Below are 17039 nucleotides of genomic sequence, written 5' to 3' on the forward strand. Positions count from 1 at the left end.
GCGGCACCGGCCACCCCGTGCAGTCGATCAGATCGCCACCAGGTGGCCGTCGTCGAGCTTCAATACACGGTCCATCTGGCGCGCCAGGTTGAGGTCGTGGGTGACCACCAGGAACGCCGTGCGCGACGCGCTGGACAGTTCCTGCATCAACTCCTGGATGCCCTGGGCGGTGTGGTGGTCGAGGTTGCCGGTCGGCTCGTCGAGCATTACCAGGCCGGGGCGGTTGACCAGTGCCCGGGCAATCGCCACCCGCTGGCGTTCACCACCGGACAGTTCGGCCGGCTTGTGGTTGAAGCGGTGGGCCAGGCCCACGCGCTTGAGCAGCGCCTCGGCACGCTCACGGGCCTCGGGGATGGGCGTGCGGCCGATCAGCAATGGCATGCACACGTTCTCGATGGCAGTGAATTCCGGCAGCAGGTGGTGGAACTGGTAGACAAAGCCCAGCTCGCGGTTGCGCAGCAGGCCACGGGCACGCTCGCCCAATGCCGACAGCTCCTCGCCGGCCAGCCAGACGCTGCCCTGGGTCGGCCGGTCGAGGCCGCCCAGCAGGTTGAGCAAGGTACTCTTGCCCGAGCCGGAGCTACCCACGATGGCTACCCGCTCACCGGCATGCAGCTCGAGGTTGAGCCCCGACAGCACCTGCACCGATTCCGGGCCCTCGTCGTAGGACTTGCCCAGGTTGCGGCAACTCAGAACGGCTTTATCACTCATGCGCGACTCACTCATAACGTAGCGCCTCTGCAGGCTGGGTGCGGGCCGCACGCCAGGCCGGGTACAGGGTGGCGAAGAAACTCAGGACCAGCGCCGCACCGCAGACCATGTACACGTCCTGGGCCTGGATCTGCGACGGCAGGTAATCGATGAAATACACGTCGGCGTTGAGGAACTTGTGCCCGATCAGTTTCTCGATGCCGGCGATCACCGCGCTCACGTTCAGCGCGGCGACGATCCCGACCACGGCGCCGATCAGGGTACCGATCACCCCGATCACCGTGCCCTGGACCATGAAGATGAGCATGATCTGCCCGGGCGTGGCGCCCAGGGTACGCAGGATGGCGATGTCGCCACGCTTGTCGTTGACCACCATCACCAGGGTGGAAATGATGTTGAACGCCGCCACCGCCACGATCAGCAGCAACAGCAGGCCGATCATGGCCTTTTCCATGCGGATCGCCTGGTACAGGTTGCCGTGGGTACGGGTCCAGTCACGGCTGTAGAACTCCTGGTCACCCAGGCGCTGGGCGATGTCCCAGGCCACCCGTGGCGCCTGGAACAGGTCATCGAACTTCAGGCGCAGGCCCTGGACCTGGTCGGGCTTCCAGCGGTGCAGGCGGGACAGGTCGCTGATGTTGGTCAGGCCCAGGTAGCCGTCGATCTCGCCCGCGCCCACGTGGAAGGTGCCGACCACGGTGAAGCGCTTCATGCGCGGGAACATGCCGGCCGGGGTCACGCTGACCTCGGGGGCGACGAAGGTGAGCTTGTCGCCGATGCCCACGCCCAGCTTGGCCGCGGCCTTGTCGCCGATCATGATGCCCCACTCGCCCGGCGCCAGCTGGTCGAGGCGGCCTTGCAGGACGAACTTGTCGATGATCGACACTTCGCGCTCGCGGGCCGGGTCGATGCCGTTGAGCAGCACCTTCTGCACCTTGCCCTCATGGGTCAGCAGGCCCTGCATCTGGGTGAAGGGTGCAACCGCCACCACCTGCGGATTCTGCTTTACTTGTTGGGCAAGGGCCGGCCAGTCGGCAATGGGCTGGCCGCTCTCCAGCGTGGCATGCGGGATCATGCCCAACACGCGGGTGCGCATCTCGTGGTCGAAACCGTTCATCACCGAGAGCACCACGATCATCACCACCACGCCCAGGGCGAGGCCGATCATCGAGGTCAGGGAAATGAACGAGACGAAGTGATTGCGACGTTTGGCACGGGTATAACGCGTGCCGATGAATGCGAAAAGAGGTCTGAACATGTCGGGGCTTGTTCGGATGAAAGGGAACGTCCTTGTGGCGAGGCGCCTACGGCGGCTTTACACTCGGACCACCGCCGCTACCTTGGGTTCGCCATGACGACATTAGACGAAGAAGATCGCCGCGAATACTACCGCATCGAAGATCGGATCGCACTTCAAATCAGCCCCCTCAGCGCGGCCGAAGCCCTTGACCCAGATGTGTTGCAAGATGATTCGCCACTATTCAACCTGCTCAGCGAACTGCACCTGTCCGACTTCGAGTCGCAACACCTGCTGCGCCAGCTGAGCGAAAAGGACCGCACCCTCGCCGCCTTCCTGCGCGCGCAGAACAAACGCCTCGACCTGCTTAGCGCGGTGGTTGCCCAGACCCTGATCGGCGAAGTTGGCCAGCCCCAGCCGGTGGTCATTTCCGAAGGCGGCATCGAATTCGCGCAAGCCACAGCGGTGGCCCCCGGCACCCGAGTGAAGGTGAAGATGGTGCTGATGCCGCGCGCCCATGGCCTGCTGCTGCGCGGCAAGGTCACCCATTGCGACCCGCGCCCGGAGGGCGGCTTCGAGGTCGGCACCGAATTCACCGACATGACCGACGCCCAACGGCAACTGCTGGCTCGCTACATCCTGCAGCGCCAGCAGCAGCAACGGCGCCACCAGCTGGAACAGAACGACCCCGCCTCCTGAGCCCATTTTTCTCTGATTTGAAGGAACGAACGTGACCCTGATCTACGGCCACCGCGGCGCCAAGGGCGAAGCGCCCGAGAACACCCTGAAGAGCTTCCAGCAATGCCTCGCCCATGGCGTGACCCGCTGCGAGCTGGACCTGCACCTGTCGGCCGACAACGAGCTGATGGTGATCCACGACCCCACCCTCAAGCGCACCACCGGCAAACGCGGCAAGGTGGTCGAGCACCCGGCCGCCGAGCTGGTCAAGATCGATGCCCGCAAAGGCGGCCCGGGCCACGTCCAGCCCTGCCCGATCCCGAAACTGGAAGAACTGTTCGAGAAATGCCCGTTCGAGCACTGGCAGCTGGAGGTGAAAAGCGCCTCGCGCACCCGTGCCGCCACCACCGTGCTGGCAATCCGCGAACTGGCCCAGCAGTACGGCCTGCTGGACAAGGTGACCATCACCTCCAGCTCACGCGAAGTGCTGGGTGCCGCCCTGGAGCTGGTGCCGGACGTCAAGCGCGGGCTGGTGGCCGAGTACGCCTGGCTCGACCCGCTGAAAGTGGCACAGAACTACGGCTGCGAGCTGCTGGCATTGAACTGGACACTGTGCACCCCCGAGCGCCTGCTCAAAGCCCAGGGCCAGGGTTTGCACGTGTCGGTGTGGACGGTCAACGAACCGGCACTGATGCGCCGGCTCGCTGATTTTGGCGTGGACAGCCTGATTACAGACTTTCCCGGTTTGGCCAAGACCACCCTCGGGCAGGGTTGAAATCGGTCTCTCCGACCGGCTCAGGCCACCGGTCGGAGCCGCTCAAAAAAGCCGGTTCAGGCCGTCGTAGGCAGCTACCCGATAGGCTTCGGCCATGGTCGGGTAGTTGAACGTGGTGTTGACGAAGTACTTCAGGTTGTTCTGCTCACCCGGCTGGTTCATGATCGCCTGGCCGATGTGGACGATCTCCGAAGCCTGGTAGCCGAAGCAGTGCACGCCAAGGATTTCCAGGGTTTCGCGGTGGAACAGGATCTTCAGCATGCCCTGCGGCTCACCGGCGATCTGCGCGCGCGCCATGCCCTTGAAGAAGGCCTTGCCCACTTCGTACGGCACCTTGGCCTGGGTCAGTTCCTGTTCGTTGCGGCCGATCGAGCTGATCTCCGGAATGGTGTAGATGCCGGTCGGCACGTCGTTGACGAAGCGCCAGCTGCCATTATCGACGATGCTGCCAGCGGCAGAGCGGCCCTGGTCATGAGCGGCACTGGCCAGGCTCGGCCAGCCAATCACGTCGCCGGCACCGTAGATGTTCGGCACGCTGGTGCGGTAGGCCTCGTCGACCTCGATCTGGCCGCGGCTGTTGACCTTGATACCGATGTTTTCAAGGCCCAGCTTGTCGGTGTTGCCGGTACGGCCGTTGCACCACAGCAAGGCGTCGGCCTTGATCTTCTTGCCCGACTTCAGGTGCAGGATCACCCCGTTGTCCAAGCCTTCGACGCGCTCATACTCTTCGTTGTGGCGCACGGTGATGTTGTTGTTGCTGAAGTGGTAGCTCAGCGCCTGGGAAATTTCCGAGTCGAGGAAGCTCAGCAACTGGCCACGGTTGTCCACCAGCTCTACCAATACACCCAGGCCGCTGAAGATCGAGGCGTATTCGCAACCGATCACGCCGGCACCATACACGATCAGCTTGCGTGGGGTGTGGCTGAGGCTGAGGATGGTGTCGCTGTCGTAGACGCGCGGGTGGTGGAAGTCGATGTCGGCCGGGCGATACGGGCGCGAGCCGGTGGCGATGATGATGTGCTTGGCGTTGAGCTTTTCCACCACACCGTTCGGGCAGACCACTTCGACGGTCTGCTCGTCGGCGAAGCTGCCGGTGCCGAAGAACACGTCCACGCGGTTACGCGCGTAGTAGCCGGTGCGCGACGCTACCTGCTTGGCGATGACCTTTTCGGCGCTTTTCAGCACGTCCGGGAACGAGAACCAGCGCGGCTCACCGATGGCACGGAACATCGGGTTGGTGTTGAACTGCATGATCTGCCGCACCGAGTGACGCAGTGCCTTGGACGGGATGGTGCCCAGGTGGGTGCAGTTGCCCCCGACCTGGCGACGGCTATCGACCATCGCCACCTTGCGCCCTGCTTTGGCGGCGTTCATTGCCGCACCTTCTCCGGCCGGGCCGGAACCCAGCACCACTACGTCGTAGTTGTAGACAGCCATGCGTACTCCTTCAGAACTGGCCCGCAAGCCACGGTCGCTCGCGGGGCGCGATCATGCCGCCGGGGCGTCATGAGAAAATTCGGGTGCAGTCTAATCAAGCGTGAACGCCGCGCACATTAACCCTTGGTCGCGTCGTAGGCCAATTTTGCCCGCACTACATGTGTGAACCATTCCCTGGCGGCGATCATCCCTGCTTGTGCTTTCATTCGCCTTTCACTGCCCGTTCGAATGCGGGCGTAGCTCGGGAGACGAAGCCACCCTCGGCCCGAGTCACCAATACCGCGGCCAGGCCATGCGCCACGGCAAAATCCCAGCCACGTTCCGGGCCCAGGATCAACAGCAGCGTCGAATAGCCGTCGGCCTGCAGCGCCGAGGCATCGAGCACGGTGACCGCGGCCAGGTCGTGCTGCACCGGGCGCCCGAGGCGGGCATCGAAGGTGTGCGAATAGCGCCGGCCATTCTCCTCGAAATAGTGCCGATAGTCACCCGAGGTTGATACTGAAAGGCCATTGACCGGGATGATCTGGCGGGCTATCTGGCGATCTTCGCGGGGCAGCTCCAGGGCGATGCGCCAGGGGCTGCCATCGGGCTTGCGGCCGGCGGCCTTGAGCTCGCCGGTGGCTTCGGCGACAAAGCTGGCCACGCCCATGGCCTGCAGGCGCGCGGCGATCAGGTCGACGGCATGGCCGGCGGCGATGCTGTTGAAGTCGAGTTGCACCGGGGCGTCCTTGCACAGGGCCTGGCCGTCGATATGCAAGTGCCGGTAGCCCACGCGCTGACGCACCTGGGCCAGGGCCAGCGGGTCGGGCACCTGCTCGTGACGGGCCTGGGGGCCGAAGCCCCACAGGTCGAGCAACGGTTCGACGGTAAGGTCGAAGGCGCCGCCGCTCTGCTCGGCCAGGTGCTGACCAAGGCTGACCAGTTCGAGCATGTCGGGCGGCAGGACCTGGCACTGGTTGGCGGGCAACTGGTTGAAACGGCTGACGGTGGAGTCGCCGCGGTAGGTCGAGTAATGCTGGTCGATGTCGTGCAGGATGGTTTCGACCGCCGCCTGCACCTGGACCGGCGCCGGGCCGCCGGGTTCGCGCACGTACTGGATGCTGTAGCTGCTGCCCATGGTCGGGCCGCCCAGGCGCTCCAGGGTGGGGCCCTGGTTGCAGGCGGTGAGCAGCATGAGGATGAACAGCAAGGCTGTGCGCAAGGTTCGGGCTCTCGGTTGCCTGTACTGGCCCTGTGGGAGCGGCCTTGTGTCGCGAAAGGGCTGCGCAGCAGCCCCGGCATTTTCAGATGTGACGCTGACAACCGGGGGCTGCTGCGCAGCCCTTTCGCGACACAAGGCCGCTCCCACAATGACCGCGCCAGCACAGAAAATATCAGGCGAAAAAAAACGGGAACCCGAAGGTTCCCGTTTTTTCATTGCCTTACAAGCGTATCAGTGCGGAAACGCTGGCGGGTTCACACCGGCCATCTCTTCCATCACACGAACCACCTGGCAGCTGTAACCGAATTCGTTGTCGTACCAGACGTACAGAACAACGCGGTTGTCGTTGCAGATGGTCGCTTCGGCGTCAACCACACCGGCGTGGCGCGAACCGACGAAGTCGGTCGAAACCACTTCCTGCGAGCTGACGTAATCGATCTGCTTGTGCAGTTCCGAGTGCATGGCGGTCTGGCGCAGGTACTCGTTGATCTCGTCGCGGCTGGTGGCCTTCTCGAGGTTCAGGTTGAGGATGGCCATCGAAACGTTCGGCGTCGGTACGCGAATGGCGTTGCCGGTCAGCTTGCCCTTCAGCACTGGCAGTGCCTTGGCGGCAGCAGTGGCGGCGCCGGTTTCGGTGATGACCATGTTCAGCGGCGCGGCACGGCCACGGCGGCTGCCCTTGTGGAAGTTGTCGATCAGGTTCTGGTCGTTGGTGAACGAGTGAACGGTTTCGACGTGGCCGTTGACGATGCCGTACTGGTCGTTGATGGCCTTGAGCACCGGCACGATGGCGTTGGTGGTGCAGGAAGCGGCCGAGATGATCTTGTCATCGGCAGCGATGTCACCGTGGTTGATGCCGTGCACGATGTTCTTCAGCGCGCCCTTGCCAGGTGCGGTGAGGATCACGCGGGCAGCGCCCGGGCAGGCCAGGTGCTGGCCCAGGCCGTCGGCATCACGCCATACGCCGGTGTTGTCGACGATCAGCGCGTTTTCGATGCCGTACTGGGTGTAGTCGACTTCGCTCGGGCTCTTGGCGTAGATAACCTGGATCAGGTTGCCGTTGGCGGTGATGGTGTTGTTGGCTTCGTCGATGGTGATGGTGCCATCGAACGGGCCGTGCACCGAGTCACGGCGCAGCAGGCTGGCACGCTTGACCAGGTCGTTCTCGGCGCCCTTGCGCACGACGATGGCGCGCAGGCGCAGGCCGTCGCCGCCACCGGTCTTCTCGATCAGGATGCGCGCCAGCAGGCGGCCGATGCGGCCGAAGCCGTACAGGACAACGTCGGTGCCCTTGCGCGCCGAAGCGTTCTGCTGGCCAACCACCTCGGCCAGTTCTTCACGGACGAACTGCTCGGCAGTGCGGCCATTGCCTTCCTGCTTGAACTTGTTGGCCAGCTTGCCCAGGTCGACCGAAGCGGCGCCCAGTTTCAGCTCACTCATGGCCTTGAGCAGGGGGAATGTCTCGTGGACGGACAGTTCGGTTTCGTCGGCTTGACGATGACGCGCAAAGCGGTGCGCCTTGAGGATCGAGATAACCGAACGGTTGATCAGGCTACGGCCATAAATCGAGCTCACCACGTTGTTGTTGCGGTAGAGCTGACCGATAAGCGGGATCATCGCTTCAGCCAGGGCTTCACGATCGATCCACTCACCAAGACACTGGTCGGGCTTCTGAGTCACGGGAACCTTCCACATGTAGGGACAGAAAAAAGGGGCTACATTATGACGCCCCAACGCGTTACGGGCAATGAGCGCCTGTCGCGGCCACGCAAGCCAGCGTTCACGCCCTTTCGAACCTGACAGCCGGCACCGTCACCGGTACAATTGATCTCTTTGCCGCAACGCTTGGAGTGCAATCTCCCGTGTCAGTTCTGCGCCTACCGCAAATGTCGGCCACGGCCGGCAAACAAACCTGGGGCAATCTACCCGGTGCCACCCTCAGCCTGGCCATCGCCGAGGCCGCCAGCAGCGCGGGCCGCTTCACTTTGCTGCTGACTGCCGACAGCCAGGCTGCCGATCGTCTGGAACAGGAACTTCGCTTCTTTGCCCCGGACCTGCCGGTGCTGCCGTTCCCCGATTGGGAAACCCTGCCCTACGACCTGTTCTCGCCGCACCAGGACATCATTTCCCAGCGCATCGCCAGCCTCTACCGCCTGCCGGAGCTGAGCCACGGCATCCTCGTGGTGCCGATCACCACCGCCCTGCACCGCCTGGCGCCGACCCGCTTCCTGCTGGGCAGCAGCCTGGTGCTGGACGTGGGCCAGACCATCGACGTGGAGCAGATGCGCCTGCGCCTGGAGGCCAGTGGCTATCGCTGCGTCGACACCGTTTACGAGCATGGCGAGTTCGCCGTGCGCGGCGCGCTGATCGACCTGTTCCCGATGGGCAGCAAGCTGCCCTACCGCATCGACCTGTTCGATGACGAGATCGAGACGCTGCGCACCTTCGACCCCGAGACCCAGCGCTCGATCGACAAGGTAGATTCGGTGCGCCTGCTGCCGGCGCGCGAGTTCCCGATGCAGAAAGAGGAAGTGACCCGCTTCAAGGCGCGCTTCCGCGAACGCTTCGATGTCGATTTCCGCCGCAGCGCGATCTTCCAGGACCTGGCCAGCGGCATCATCCCCGCCGGCATCGAGTACTACCTGCCGCTGTTCTTCGAAGAAACCTCGACCCTGTTCGACTACCTGCCGGCCGACACCCAGGTGTTCTCGCTGCCCGGCGTGGAACAGGCCGCAGAACACTTCTGGAACGACGTGCGCGGGCGTTATGAAGACCGCCGTGGCGACCTGAGCCGGCCGCTGCTGCCACCGGCCGAACTGTTCCTGCCGGTGGAAGACTGCTTCGCCCGGCTCAAGCAATGGCCACGGGTAGTGGTCAGCACCGAAGACCTCGACCCGGGCGTGGGCCGCGAGCGCTTCCCGGCGCGCCCCCTGCCCAACCTGGCAATCGAGGCCAAGGCCAACCAGCCCCTGGCCGAACTGGCCAATTTCCTCGACCAGTTCCCTGGCCGAGTGTTGTTCACCGCCGAATCGGCAGGCCGGCGCGAAGTGCTGCTGGAGCTGCTCGAACGGCTGAAACTGCGCCCGCATACCGTCGACGGCTGGGCCGACTTCATCACCGGCAACGAACGCCTGGCAATCACCATCGCCCCGCTGGACGAAGGCCTGCTGCTGGACGACCCAGCCATCGCCCTGGTCGCCGAAAGCCCGCTGTTCGGCCAGCGGGTCATGCAGCGCCGGCGCCGCGACAAGCGCGGCGAAACCGCCAACGACGCAGTGATCAAGAACCTGACCGAGCTGCGCGAAGGCGCGCCGGTGGTGCACATCGACCATGGCGTGGGCCGCTACCTGGGCCTGGCCACCCTGGAAATCGACGGCCAGGCCGCCGAATTCCTCACCCTGGAATACGCCGAGGGCGCCAAGCTGTACGTGCCGGTGGCCAACCTGCACCTGATCGCCCGCTACACCGGCAGCGACGATGCCCTGGCACCGCTGCACCGGCTGGGCTCGGAGGCCTGGCAGAAGGCCAAGCGCAAGGCCGCCGAACAGGTGCGCGACGTGGCCGCCGAACTGCTCGACATCTATGCCCGCCGCGCCGCGCGCAAGGGCTATGCATTTGCCGACCCGTCCGCCGACTACGCCACCTTCAGCGCCGGCTTCCCGTTCGAGGAAACCCCGGACCAGCAGGCTGCCATCGAAGCGGTGCGCGCCGACATGCTGGCGCCCAAGCCGATGGACCGGCTGGTGTGCGGCGACGTCGGCTTCGGCAAGACCGAAGTGGCCATGCGTGCGGCATTCATTGCCGTGCACAGCGGCCGCCAGGTGGCCGTGCTGGTGCCCACCACCCTGCTCGCCCAGCAGCACTACAACAGCTTCCGCGACCGCTTTGCCGACTGGCCGGTGACCGTGGAGGTGATGAGCCGCTTCAAGTCGGCCAAGGAAGTGGCCAACGCCGCCGCCGATCTGGCCGAAGGCAAGATCGACATCCTCATCGGCACCCACAAGCTGCTGCAGGACGATGTACGCTTCAAGGACCTGGGCCTGGCCATCATCGACGAAGAGCACCGCTTTGGCGTGCGCCAGAAGGAACAGCTCAAGGCCCTGCGCAGCGAGGTGGACATCCTCACCCTCACCGCCACGCCGATCCCGCGTACGCTGAACATGGCGGTGGCGGGCATGCGCGACCTGTCGATCATCGCCACGCCGCCGGCGCGCCGCCTGTCGGTACGCACCTTCGTCATGGAGCAGAACAAGAGCACGGTCAAAGAGGCGCTGCTGCGCGAGCTGCTGCGCGGTGGCCAGGTGTACTACCTGCACAACGATGTGAAAACCATCGAGAAATGCGCCGCCGACCTTGCCGAACTGGTGCCAGAGGCGCGCATCGGCATCGGCCACGGGCAGATGCGCGAGCGCGAGCTGGAACAGGTGATGAGCGACTTCTACCACAAGCGCTTCAACGTGCTGGTGGCCTCGACCATCATCGAAACCGGTATCGACGTGCCCAGCGCCAACACCATCGTCATCGAGCGTGCCGACAAGTTCGGCCTGGCCCAGCTGCACCAGCTGCGCGGCCGTGTTGGCCGCAGCCACCACCAGGCCTACGCCTACCTGCTGACGCCAACCCGACAGAAGGTCAGTGCCGACGCCGAAAAACGCCTGGAGGCGATCGCCAACACCCAGGACCTCGGCGCCGGCTTCGTGCTGGCCACCAACGACCTGGAGATTCGTGGCGCCGGCGAGCTGCTGGGCGAAGGCCAGAGCGGGCAGATCCAGGCGGTGGGCTTTACCCTGTACATGGAAATGCTCGAGCGCGCGGTCAAGGCGATCCGCAAGGGCACCCAGCCCAACCTTGAGCAGCCGCTGGGCGGCGGCCCGGAAATCAACCTGCGCCTGCCGGCACTGATCCCCGAGGACTACCTGCCCGACGTGCATGCGCGGCTGATCCTGTACAAGCGCATTGCCTCGGCTGCCGACGAAGAAGGCCTCAAGGACCTGCAGGTGGAAATGATCGACCGCTTCGGCCTGCTGCCCGAGCCGACCAAGAACCTGATGCGCCTGACCTCGCTCAAGCTGCACGCGGAAAAGCTCGGCATCAAGAAAGTCGACGCCGGCCCCAACGGCGGCAAGATCGAGTTCGAGGCCGAGACCCCGGTCGACCCGCTGACCCTGATCAAGCTGATCCAGGGCCAGCCCAAACGCTACAAGTTCGAAGGCGCCACCCAGTTCCGCTTCCTGGTACCCATGGAACGCCCCGACGAACGCTTCAATAACCTGGAGGCGCTGTTCGAGCGCCTGACCCCACAGCCTGCCTAAGGAAGATCCATGCGTGCCATCCGTTGCCTGACCCTGCTGCTGGCGCTGTTCGCCCCGGCCGCCTTCGCCGAAGGCCTGTATCAGGTAGAAATGATCCTGGTGCGGCAGAACAGCGTGCCCGCCTTCACCAGCCCGTTCGCCCCCGAAGACTGGAGCGCTGGCGCTCCACGCCTGGAAAAGGACGCCGAGCGCCGCCTGGCGCTGGAAGATGAAGCCACCCGCCTGGAAGCCACCGCCGACTACACCGTGCTGCTGCACAAGGCCTGGCAGCAGCAAGTGGGCAGCGAGCCCAGCCGCATCGCCCTGGGCGAAGGCACCGAGCAGTTCGGCCACTTCCCCATCGAAGGCAACCTGAGCATCGCCGAGGGCCGTTTCATTGCGGTCGAGGCCAACTTCTGGGTCAACCAGCTGGACGGCAACGGCAGCGTGCTGCAAAGCGAGCAGTTCAAGCAGAGCAACAGCAACGTCAAGGGCGGCCAGCTGACCTTCCTCGACGGTGGGCACCTGGCGGTGCTGCTGAAGGTGACACCACCAGGTACGCCTAAAATGCCGGTAATGGACCCGGAGATGATGGAGCAGTGATGTGAGCGACGGTGATGCGCAGCAACTGCTAAGAGCCTATCCGGACTGGGTCGACTTCTTCGAGGCCGGTGCACTGGCACGAGGCCGCAATTATGCGGCGCAAGAGCGGACGCGCATCCTGTCGAAGCATGGCCCGAAGGTCGAGGCAACCTGCAAGGGCTCGGCAGGCCAGACTTACCAGCAGAACATCCAGCTGGTGGTCAACCACGGTGACTTGCGCGTGTTCGGACGCTGCACCTGCCCGGTCGCGCTCAACTGCAAGCACTGCGTTGCGGCGCTGCTGCAACTGCAGGACGGTAACGATGGCCTTGACGCCGCGGCCCCGCCGGAGCAAGCCGCGCTGTCGCTGCCACCGGACCTCAACCTGTGGGTCCAGGCACTCGAGTCACCGTCGCAACCCGCAGCCCCCCACGAGCCCGCGCGCAAAGGCCCGGCAATCTATTACCGTATCCACATGGATCATGAGCACTGTCGGCTCGAACCGATCAAAGGCACCCGGCAAACAGACGGCAGCCTGAAGATCGGTCGCATCACTTCGATGCCCGAGATGATCTACTACACACCCCGTTACGTCACCGAGGACGATGCGCGGCTGTTGCGCCTGATCGATGCCCGCAGCAAGACGATGACACCCATTGTGCAACTGGAAGGCAAACAGGGCGCGGAGCTTTACGGCTACGCCCTGGCCACTGGTCGCCTTCTGTTCGAAGACGATGCTGCGCCACTGTCCCCCGGGCCGGAGCTGCATGCCGAGTTCCGCTGGGTCAGGCTGGACAATGGCAGCTACCGAGGCGCCTGGTACCACAATGGTCACCAGCAGCTACAGGTGCTGCCCATCGAGCCCATGCACTATGTCGACAGGCATTCGCACCAGACCGGCAAGCTGCGCCATGACCTCGACCCTTTCATTGCCAGCCAGCTCGCGCGCGCGCCTATTGTTCCCGAGCACCTGGTCGTCCCCTTGAGTCATCGATTGAACGCCTTGAACCGCCAGGTTCCCACCCCCACAGCCGTGAGCACCAAGCAAATCGACGACCTCGCACCAAGAGGCAGACTGACCCTGGGCAGTCTCGAATTCAGCGCCTACATGCCCAAGACCGGTCGCATGCAACGGCAGATGCAACACCGTGCCGCGCTGGCATTCGACTACGACGGCCTGCGCGCCACCGGCAGCGACGACAAGCCGCTGACCCGCCTGGTCGACGACACCAGCCAGCGCATCCGTCGCCAGCCCCAGGCCGAGCAGGTGCTGCGCAAGGCCCTGCGCGACCTCGGCTTCAAGGCGGCCACCCGACAGAGCAAGGCGCTACCCGACAGCGCCGGCGAAATGTACCAATTGCCCGACGACGAAGCCTGGCTGCGCTTTGCCCGCGAAGGCCTGCCGCGCCTGCGCGAAGCCGGTTGGAACATCGACATCCACCGCGACTTCGCCTTCAACCTGCAGGAAGTGGACGACTGGTACGCCACCATCGACGAAGCGCCCGGCCATGAATGGTTCGACCTGGAGCTAGGCATCGTGGTCGATGGCCAGCGCCACAGCCTGCTGCCGATCGTGCTGCAACTGCTGCGCAGCAACCCGGAGCTGCTGCGCCCCAGCGAACTGGCCCGGCGCAGTGACGACGAGCACCTGCTGATCGACCTCAACCGTGGCCGCCTCGATGCCCCGGCCCTGCGCGTTGCCTTGCCCTATGGCCGCATCAAGGCAGTGATGGGCACCCTGGGCGAACTGTACCTGCACGAAGACGCCGCAGGCCCGTCCCTGCGCCTGGACCGTGCCGATGCCTCACGCCTGAACGACATCGACGGCCTGCCCCTGCATTGGGAGGGTGGCGAGCATGTGCGCGACCTGGGCCGTCGCCTGCGCGATGCCCGTGACTTGCAGGTAGAACCGCCGTCCGGGCTACAGGCCAGCCTGCGCCCTTACCAGCAACAAGGCCTGAACTGGCTACAGGCGCTGCGCGAGATGGGCACCGGCGGCATCCTCGGCGACGACATGGGGCTGGGCAAGACCCTGCAGGCCCTGGCACACCTGCTGCTGGAGAAACAGTCCGGGCGCCTGAGCGCACCGGCCCTGGCGGTTATGCCGACCAGCCTGGTGCCCAACTGGCTGGACGAAGCCCAGCGCTTCGCCCCCGGGCTGCGCGTGCTGGCCCTGCAAGGCCCGGGGCGCAGCAAGCATTTCGCCAAACTGCACGAATACGACCTGGTCCTGACCACCTATGCCCTGGTGCCGCGCGACCTCGAGCACCTGCGCGCCCAGGCCTGGCATGTGCTGGTGCTGGACGAGGCACAGAACATCAAGAGCAGCACCAGCAAGGCCGCCCTCGCGGTTTGCGAGCTGCGGGCCAATCAGCGCGTCTGCCTGACCGGCACGCCAATGGAAAACAACCTGGGCGAGCTGTGGTCGATTTTCCACTTCCTCATGCCTGGCTGGCTGGGTGACCTGAAGCGCTTCAACCAGGACTACCGCACACCGATCGAGCGTCACGGCGACAGCGAGCGCATGGCCCACCTGGCCAGCCGCATCCGCCCGTTCCTGCTGCGCCGCACCAAGGAGCAGGTAGCCACCGAGCTGCCGGCCAAGACCGAGATGGTGCACTGGGTCGAGCTTAGCGATGCCCAGCGCGACACCTACGAGGCCGTGCGGGTGGCCATGGACAAGAAAGTCCGCGATGAAATCGCCCGCAATGGCGCCGCGCGCAGCCAGATCATCATCCTCGACGCCCTGCTCAAGCTGCGCCAGGTATGCTGCGACCTGCGCCTGGTCAAAGGGGTAGAAAGCAAAGGCAACCAGGCCGACAAGGGCAAACTGGGCGCGCTGCTGGAAATGCTCGAAGAGCTGCTGAGCGAAGGGCGCCGGGTGCTGTTGTTCTCGCAGTTCACCTCGATGCTGGCGTTGATCGAGCAGGAGCTGGAGAAGCGCAAGATCCGCTACAGCCTGCTGACCGGCGACACCCGCGACCGGCGCACGCCGGTGCAGCAGTTCCAGCAGGGTGATAGCGAAGTGTTCCTGATCAGCCTCAAGGCGGGTGGCGTGGGCTTGAACCTGACGGCCGCAGACACGGTGATCCACTTCGACCCCTGGTGGAACCCGGCCAGCGAAAACCAGGCCACCGACCGCGCCTACCGCATCGGCCAGGACAAGCCGGTGTTCGTGTTCAAGCTGATCACCCGGGGGACAGTGGAAGAAAAGATCCAGCTGTTGCAGCAGGAGAAGGCGGCGCTGGCGGCGAGCCTGCTGGATGGCGGGCAGGCCGGGCAATGGCGGCTGGGGGATGAAGAGATCGAAGCGCTGTTTGCGCCGCTGCCGGGGAAGCGCGGGCGGTAGCCTAGAATCCTTCGCTGCCTGTACCGGCCTCTTCGCGGGCACGCCCGCTCCCACAGGTACAGCGCTGCTTTTCAGGCTGTTGTGCTGCCTGTACCGGCCCCTTCGCGGGTAAACCCGCGAAGAGGCCGGCACAGGTACAACACTAATTTCGAAACCCGCGCTGCACCTGTGGGAGCGGGCGTGCCCGCGAAGGGGCCGTCGCGGTCAATCGACCAACTGCGCCTCCCGCAACGCCCCCAACGCCTCCAGCCACCGCGGCTGCTGGCGATAATCCGTCCGCGCAAACCCTTGCCCACGCATCCGCGCAATCCGTGGCGAGGGCTTAACCTTCATCCGCTGCGCCGCACTCAACGCCAGCTCCGCCGCCGCCCGGTCATTGCACACCAGGCCCATGTCGCAGCCAGCGCTCAACGCCGCCTCGATCCGACTGGCCGCGTCCCCGACCACATGCGCACCCGCCATTGACAGGTCATCACTGAAGATCACCCCGTCAAAGCCCAGCTCGCCACGCAGAATGTCCTGCAACCAGCGCCGCGAGAAGCCAGCCGGCTGGTTGTCGACCTGCGGATAGATGACATGCGCCGGCATCACTGCCGCCAATTGCCCGCTCAGGCGGGTGAACGGCACCAGGTCGGCCTGGCGCAGCTGTTCGAGGCTGCGCTCATCGGTGGGAATGGCCACATGCGAATCCGCTTCGGCCCAGCCATGCCCCGGGAAGTGCTTGCCACAAGCCGCCATGCCCGCCGCATTCATGCCACGGATGAACGCCCCGGCCAGTTGCGTGGCACGCAGCGGGTCACCCTCGAAGGCGCGGCTGCCCACCACGGCGCTGCGCTGGTGGTCCAGGTCGAGTACCGGGGCAAAGCTGAGGTCCAGGCCAACCGACAGCACCTCGGTCGCCATCAACCAACCGCACTGCTCGGCCAGGTACTCGGCGTTGTCATTGTCGGCCAGCGCACGCATTGCCGGCAGGCGCACAAAGCCCTGGCGCAGGCGCTGCACGCGGCCGCCCTCCTGGTCCACCGCCAGGATCAGGTCGGGGCGGATGGCGCGGATCGACGCGCACAGTTCACGCACCTGGCGCGGGCTGTCGATGTTGCGGGCAAAGATGATCAGGCCGGCCACTTCAGGCTGGCGCAGCAGGTGACGGTCTTCGGCGGTCAGCCATTTACCGGCGATATCCACCATCAGAGAGCCTTGCAGGCTGACAGTCATGGGTAATCCTTCATTGAAGACTGAGAGAAGCCCACTGGGGGCAGGCGGCCTGCTCGATGCGCACCGGGCAATGGGCCGGCACCTGCTCGAACAGGCTTAGCAAATCGGTGTTGCGCAGGCGTATGCAACCATGGGACAGCGCTACGCCCATGGGTTCCGTATCCGGGGTGCCGTGCAAGTAGATATAACGGCGGAAAGTGTCGACCGCACCCAGGCGGTTGACACCCGGCTCGCAGCCACTGAGCCAGAGAATGCGGGTAAGGATCCAGTCCCGGCCGGGGCATTGCGCATGCAAGGCCGGCGACCACACCTCGCCGGTCCAGCGCCGTCCGGCCAATACCGCATTCAGCGGCAAGCCCGCGCCGATCTTCGCCCGCACCTGGTGCAGGCCACACGGCGTGCAACCCGAGCCGTTGCGCTCGCCGGCGCCGTTGCGCGCCGTGGAAACCGGCACGCGCAAGCGCAGCTGGCCATCGGCAAAGCCATAAAGGCACTGGTCAGCGAGGGAAATGTGCAGGAAGTCGAGGTCGGGCATGGGCGCTAGCTTAGCCGAAGCGCCCTGC

Annotated in this window: 12 protein-coding genes; 5 read left to right on the top strand and 7 right to left on the bottom strand. The window is 65.0% G+C overall.

Annotation, left to right across the window (positions count from 1 at the left end; all coding sequences use genetic code 11):
• Positions 1-27 precede the first annotated feature (27 nt).
• Both lolD and ACGLHT_RS22950 read right to left on the bottom strand, forming a co-directional pair.
• A complete protein-coding gene (gene lolD, locus ACGLHT_RS22945; protein WP_169774647.1) occupies positions 28-711 on the bottom strand; it encodes a lipoprotein-releasing ABC transporter ATP-binding protein LolD in 684 nt (227 codons plus the stop codon).
• Between the two features lie 7 nt (positions 712-718).
• On the bottom strand, positions 719-1969 hold the full coding sequence (locus tag ACGLHT_RS22950; RefSeq protein ID WP_015269543.1) for a lipoprotein-releasing ABC transporter permease subunit: 1251 nt from the start codon (positions 1967-1969) through the stop codon (positions 719-721).
• 93 nt (positions 1970-2062) lie between these two features.
• Between ACGLHT_RS22950 and ACGLHT_RS22955 the strand changes: the two genes are divergently transcribed.
• Together ACGLHT_RS22955 and ACGLHT_RS22960 are read left to right on the top strand one after the other, a co-directional pair.
• Positions 2063-2647, top strand: coding sequence for a PilZ domain-containing protein (locus ACGLHT_RS22955; RefSeq protein ID WP_274120839.1), 585 nt, complete (start codon positions 2063-2065; stop codon positions 2645-2647).
• A 31-nt stretch (positions 2648-2678) separates the two neighbouring features.
• Complete coding sequence (locus ACGLHT_RS22960; RefSeq protein ID WP_015269542.1) at positions 2679-3401, top strand: glycerophosphodiester phosphodiesterase; 723 nt, start codon at positions 2679-2681, stop codon at positions 3399-3401.
• A gap of 42 nt (positions 3402-3443) precedes the next feature.
• On the opposite strand, the gene sthA is transcribed toward ACGLHT_RS22960, so the two are convergent.
• From sthA to ACGLHT_RS22975, 3 genes are all read right to left on the bottom strand, one after another.
• The gene (gene sthA / locus ACGLHT_RS22965; protein WP_015269541.1) at positions 3444-4838 is read right to left on the bottom strand and encodes a Si-specific NAD(P)(+) transhydrogenase; all 1395 of its coding nucleotides are present in this window, start codon (positions 4836-4838) and stop codon (positions 3444-3446) included.
• A 202-nt stretch (positions 4839-5040) separates the two neighbouring features.
• Positions 5041-6039, bottom strand: a complete 999-nt coding sequence (locus ACGLHT_RS22970) for an FAD:protein FMN transferase (RefSeq protein ID WP_274120841.1) — start codon at positions 6037-6039, stop codon at positions 5041-5043.
• Positions 6040-6270: 231 nt separating this feature from the next.
• Positions 6271-7734: a glyceraldehyde-3-phosphate dehydrogenase gene (locus tag ACGLHT_RS22975; protein ID WP_031324543.1), complete on the bottom strand. Its 1464-nt coding sequence runs from the start codon at positions 7732-7734 to the stop codon at positions 6271-6273.
• A gap of 167 nt (positions 7735-7901) precedes the next feature.
• On the opposite strand from ACGLHT_RS22975, the gene mfd reads away from it, so the two are divergent.
• From mfd to ACGLHT_RS22990, 3 genes are read left to right on the top strand one after another with little or no spacing between them, the layout of a single operon-like run.
• Complete coding sequence (gene mfd / locus ACGLHT_RS22980) at positions 7902-11351, top strand: transcription-repair coupling factor (protein WP_025338331.1); 3450 nt, start codon at positions 7902-7904, stop codon at positions 11349-11351.
• A 9-nt stretch (positions 11352-11360) separates the two neighbouring features.
• Positions 11361-11933: a CsiV family protein gene (locus tag ACGLHT_RS22985; protein WP_004376408.1), complete on the top strand. Its 573-nt coding sequence runs from the start codon at positions 11361-11363 to the stop codon at positions 11931-11933.
• A 1-nt stretch (position 11934) separates the two neighbouring features.
• Positions 11935-15261, top strand: coding sequence for a DEAD/DEAH box helicase (locus ACGLHT_RS22990; protein ID WP_274079402.1), 3327 nt, complete (start codon positions 11935-11937; stop codon positions 15259-15261).
• 204 nt (positions 15262-15465) lie between these two features.
• Here ACGLHT_RS22990 and nagZ read toward each other — a convergent pair whose 3' ends face one another.
• A complete protein-coding gene (gene nagZ / locus ACGLHT_RS22995; protein WP_170978891.1) occupies positions 15466-16464 on the bottom strand; it encodes a beta-N-acetylhexosaminidase in 999 nt (332 codons plus the stop codon).
• A gap of 22 nt (positions 16465-16486) precedes the next feature.
• Entirely contained in the window at positions 16487-17011 is a 525-nt protein-coding gene (locus ACGLHT_RS23000; protein WP_025338328.1) for a L,D-transpeptidase, read from the bottom strand.
• Positions 17012-17039 lie beyond the last annotated feature (28 nt).

Origin of the sequence: Pseudomonas sp. PsB (assembly GCF_043658375.1) — a bacterium.
GTDB classification, from domain to species: Bacteria; Pseudomonadota; Gammaproteobacteria; order Pseudomonadales; family Pseudomonadaceae; genus Aquipseudomonas; species Aquipseudomonas putida_Z.

Bases quoted from the DNA above. Each gene is read 5' to 3' on its own strand.
- ACGLHT_RS22950 (WP_015269543.1), bottom strand. From the start codon at position 1,969: ATGTTCAGACCTCTTTTCGCATTCATCGGCACGCGTTATACCCGTGCC.
- ACGLHT_RS22985 (WP_004376408.1), top strand. From the start codon at position 11,361: ATGCGTGCCATCCGTTGCCTGACCCTGCTGCTGGCGCTGTTCGCCCCG.
- ACGLHT_RS22975 (WP_031324543.1), bottom strand. From the start codon at position 7,734: ATGTGGAAGGTTCCCGTGACTCAGAAGCCCGACCAGTGTCTTGGTGAG.
- sthA (WP_015269541.1), bottom strand. From the start codon at position 4,838: ATGGCTGTCTACAACTACGACGTAGTGGTGCTGGGTTCCGGCCCGGCC.
- lolD (WP_169774647.1), bottom strand. From the start codon at position 711: ATGAGTGATAAAGCCGTTCTGAGTTGCCGCAACCTGGGCAAGTCCTAC.
- ACGLHT_RS22955 (WP_274120839.1), top strand. From the start codon at position 2,063: ATGACGACATTAGACGAAGAAGATCGCCGCGAATACTACCGCATCGAA.
- ACGLHT_RS23000 (WP_025338328.1), bottom strand. From the start codon at position 17,011: ATGCCCGACCTCGACTTCCTGCACATTTCCCTCGCTGACCAGTGCCTT.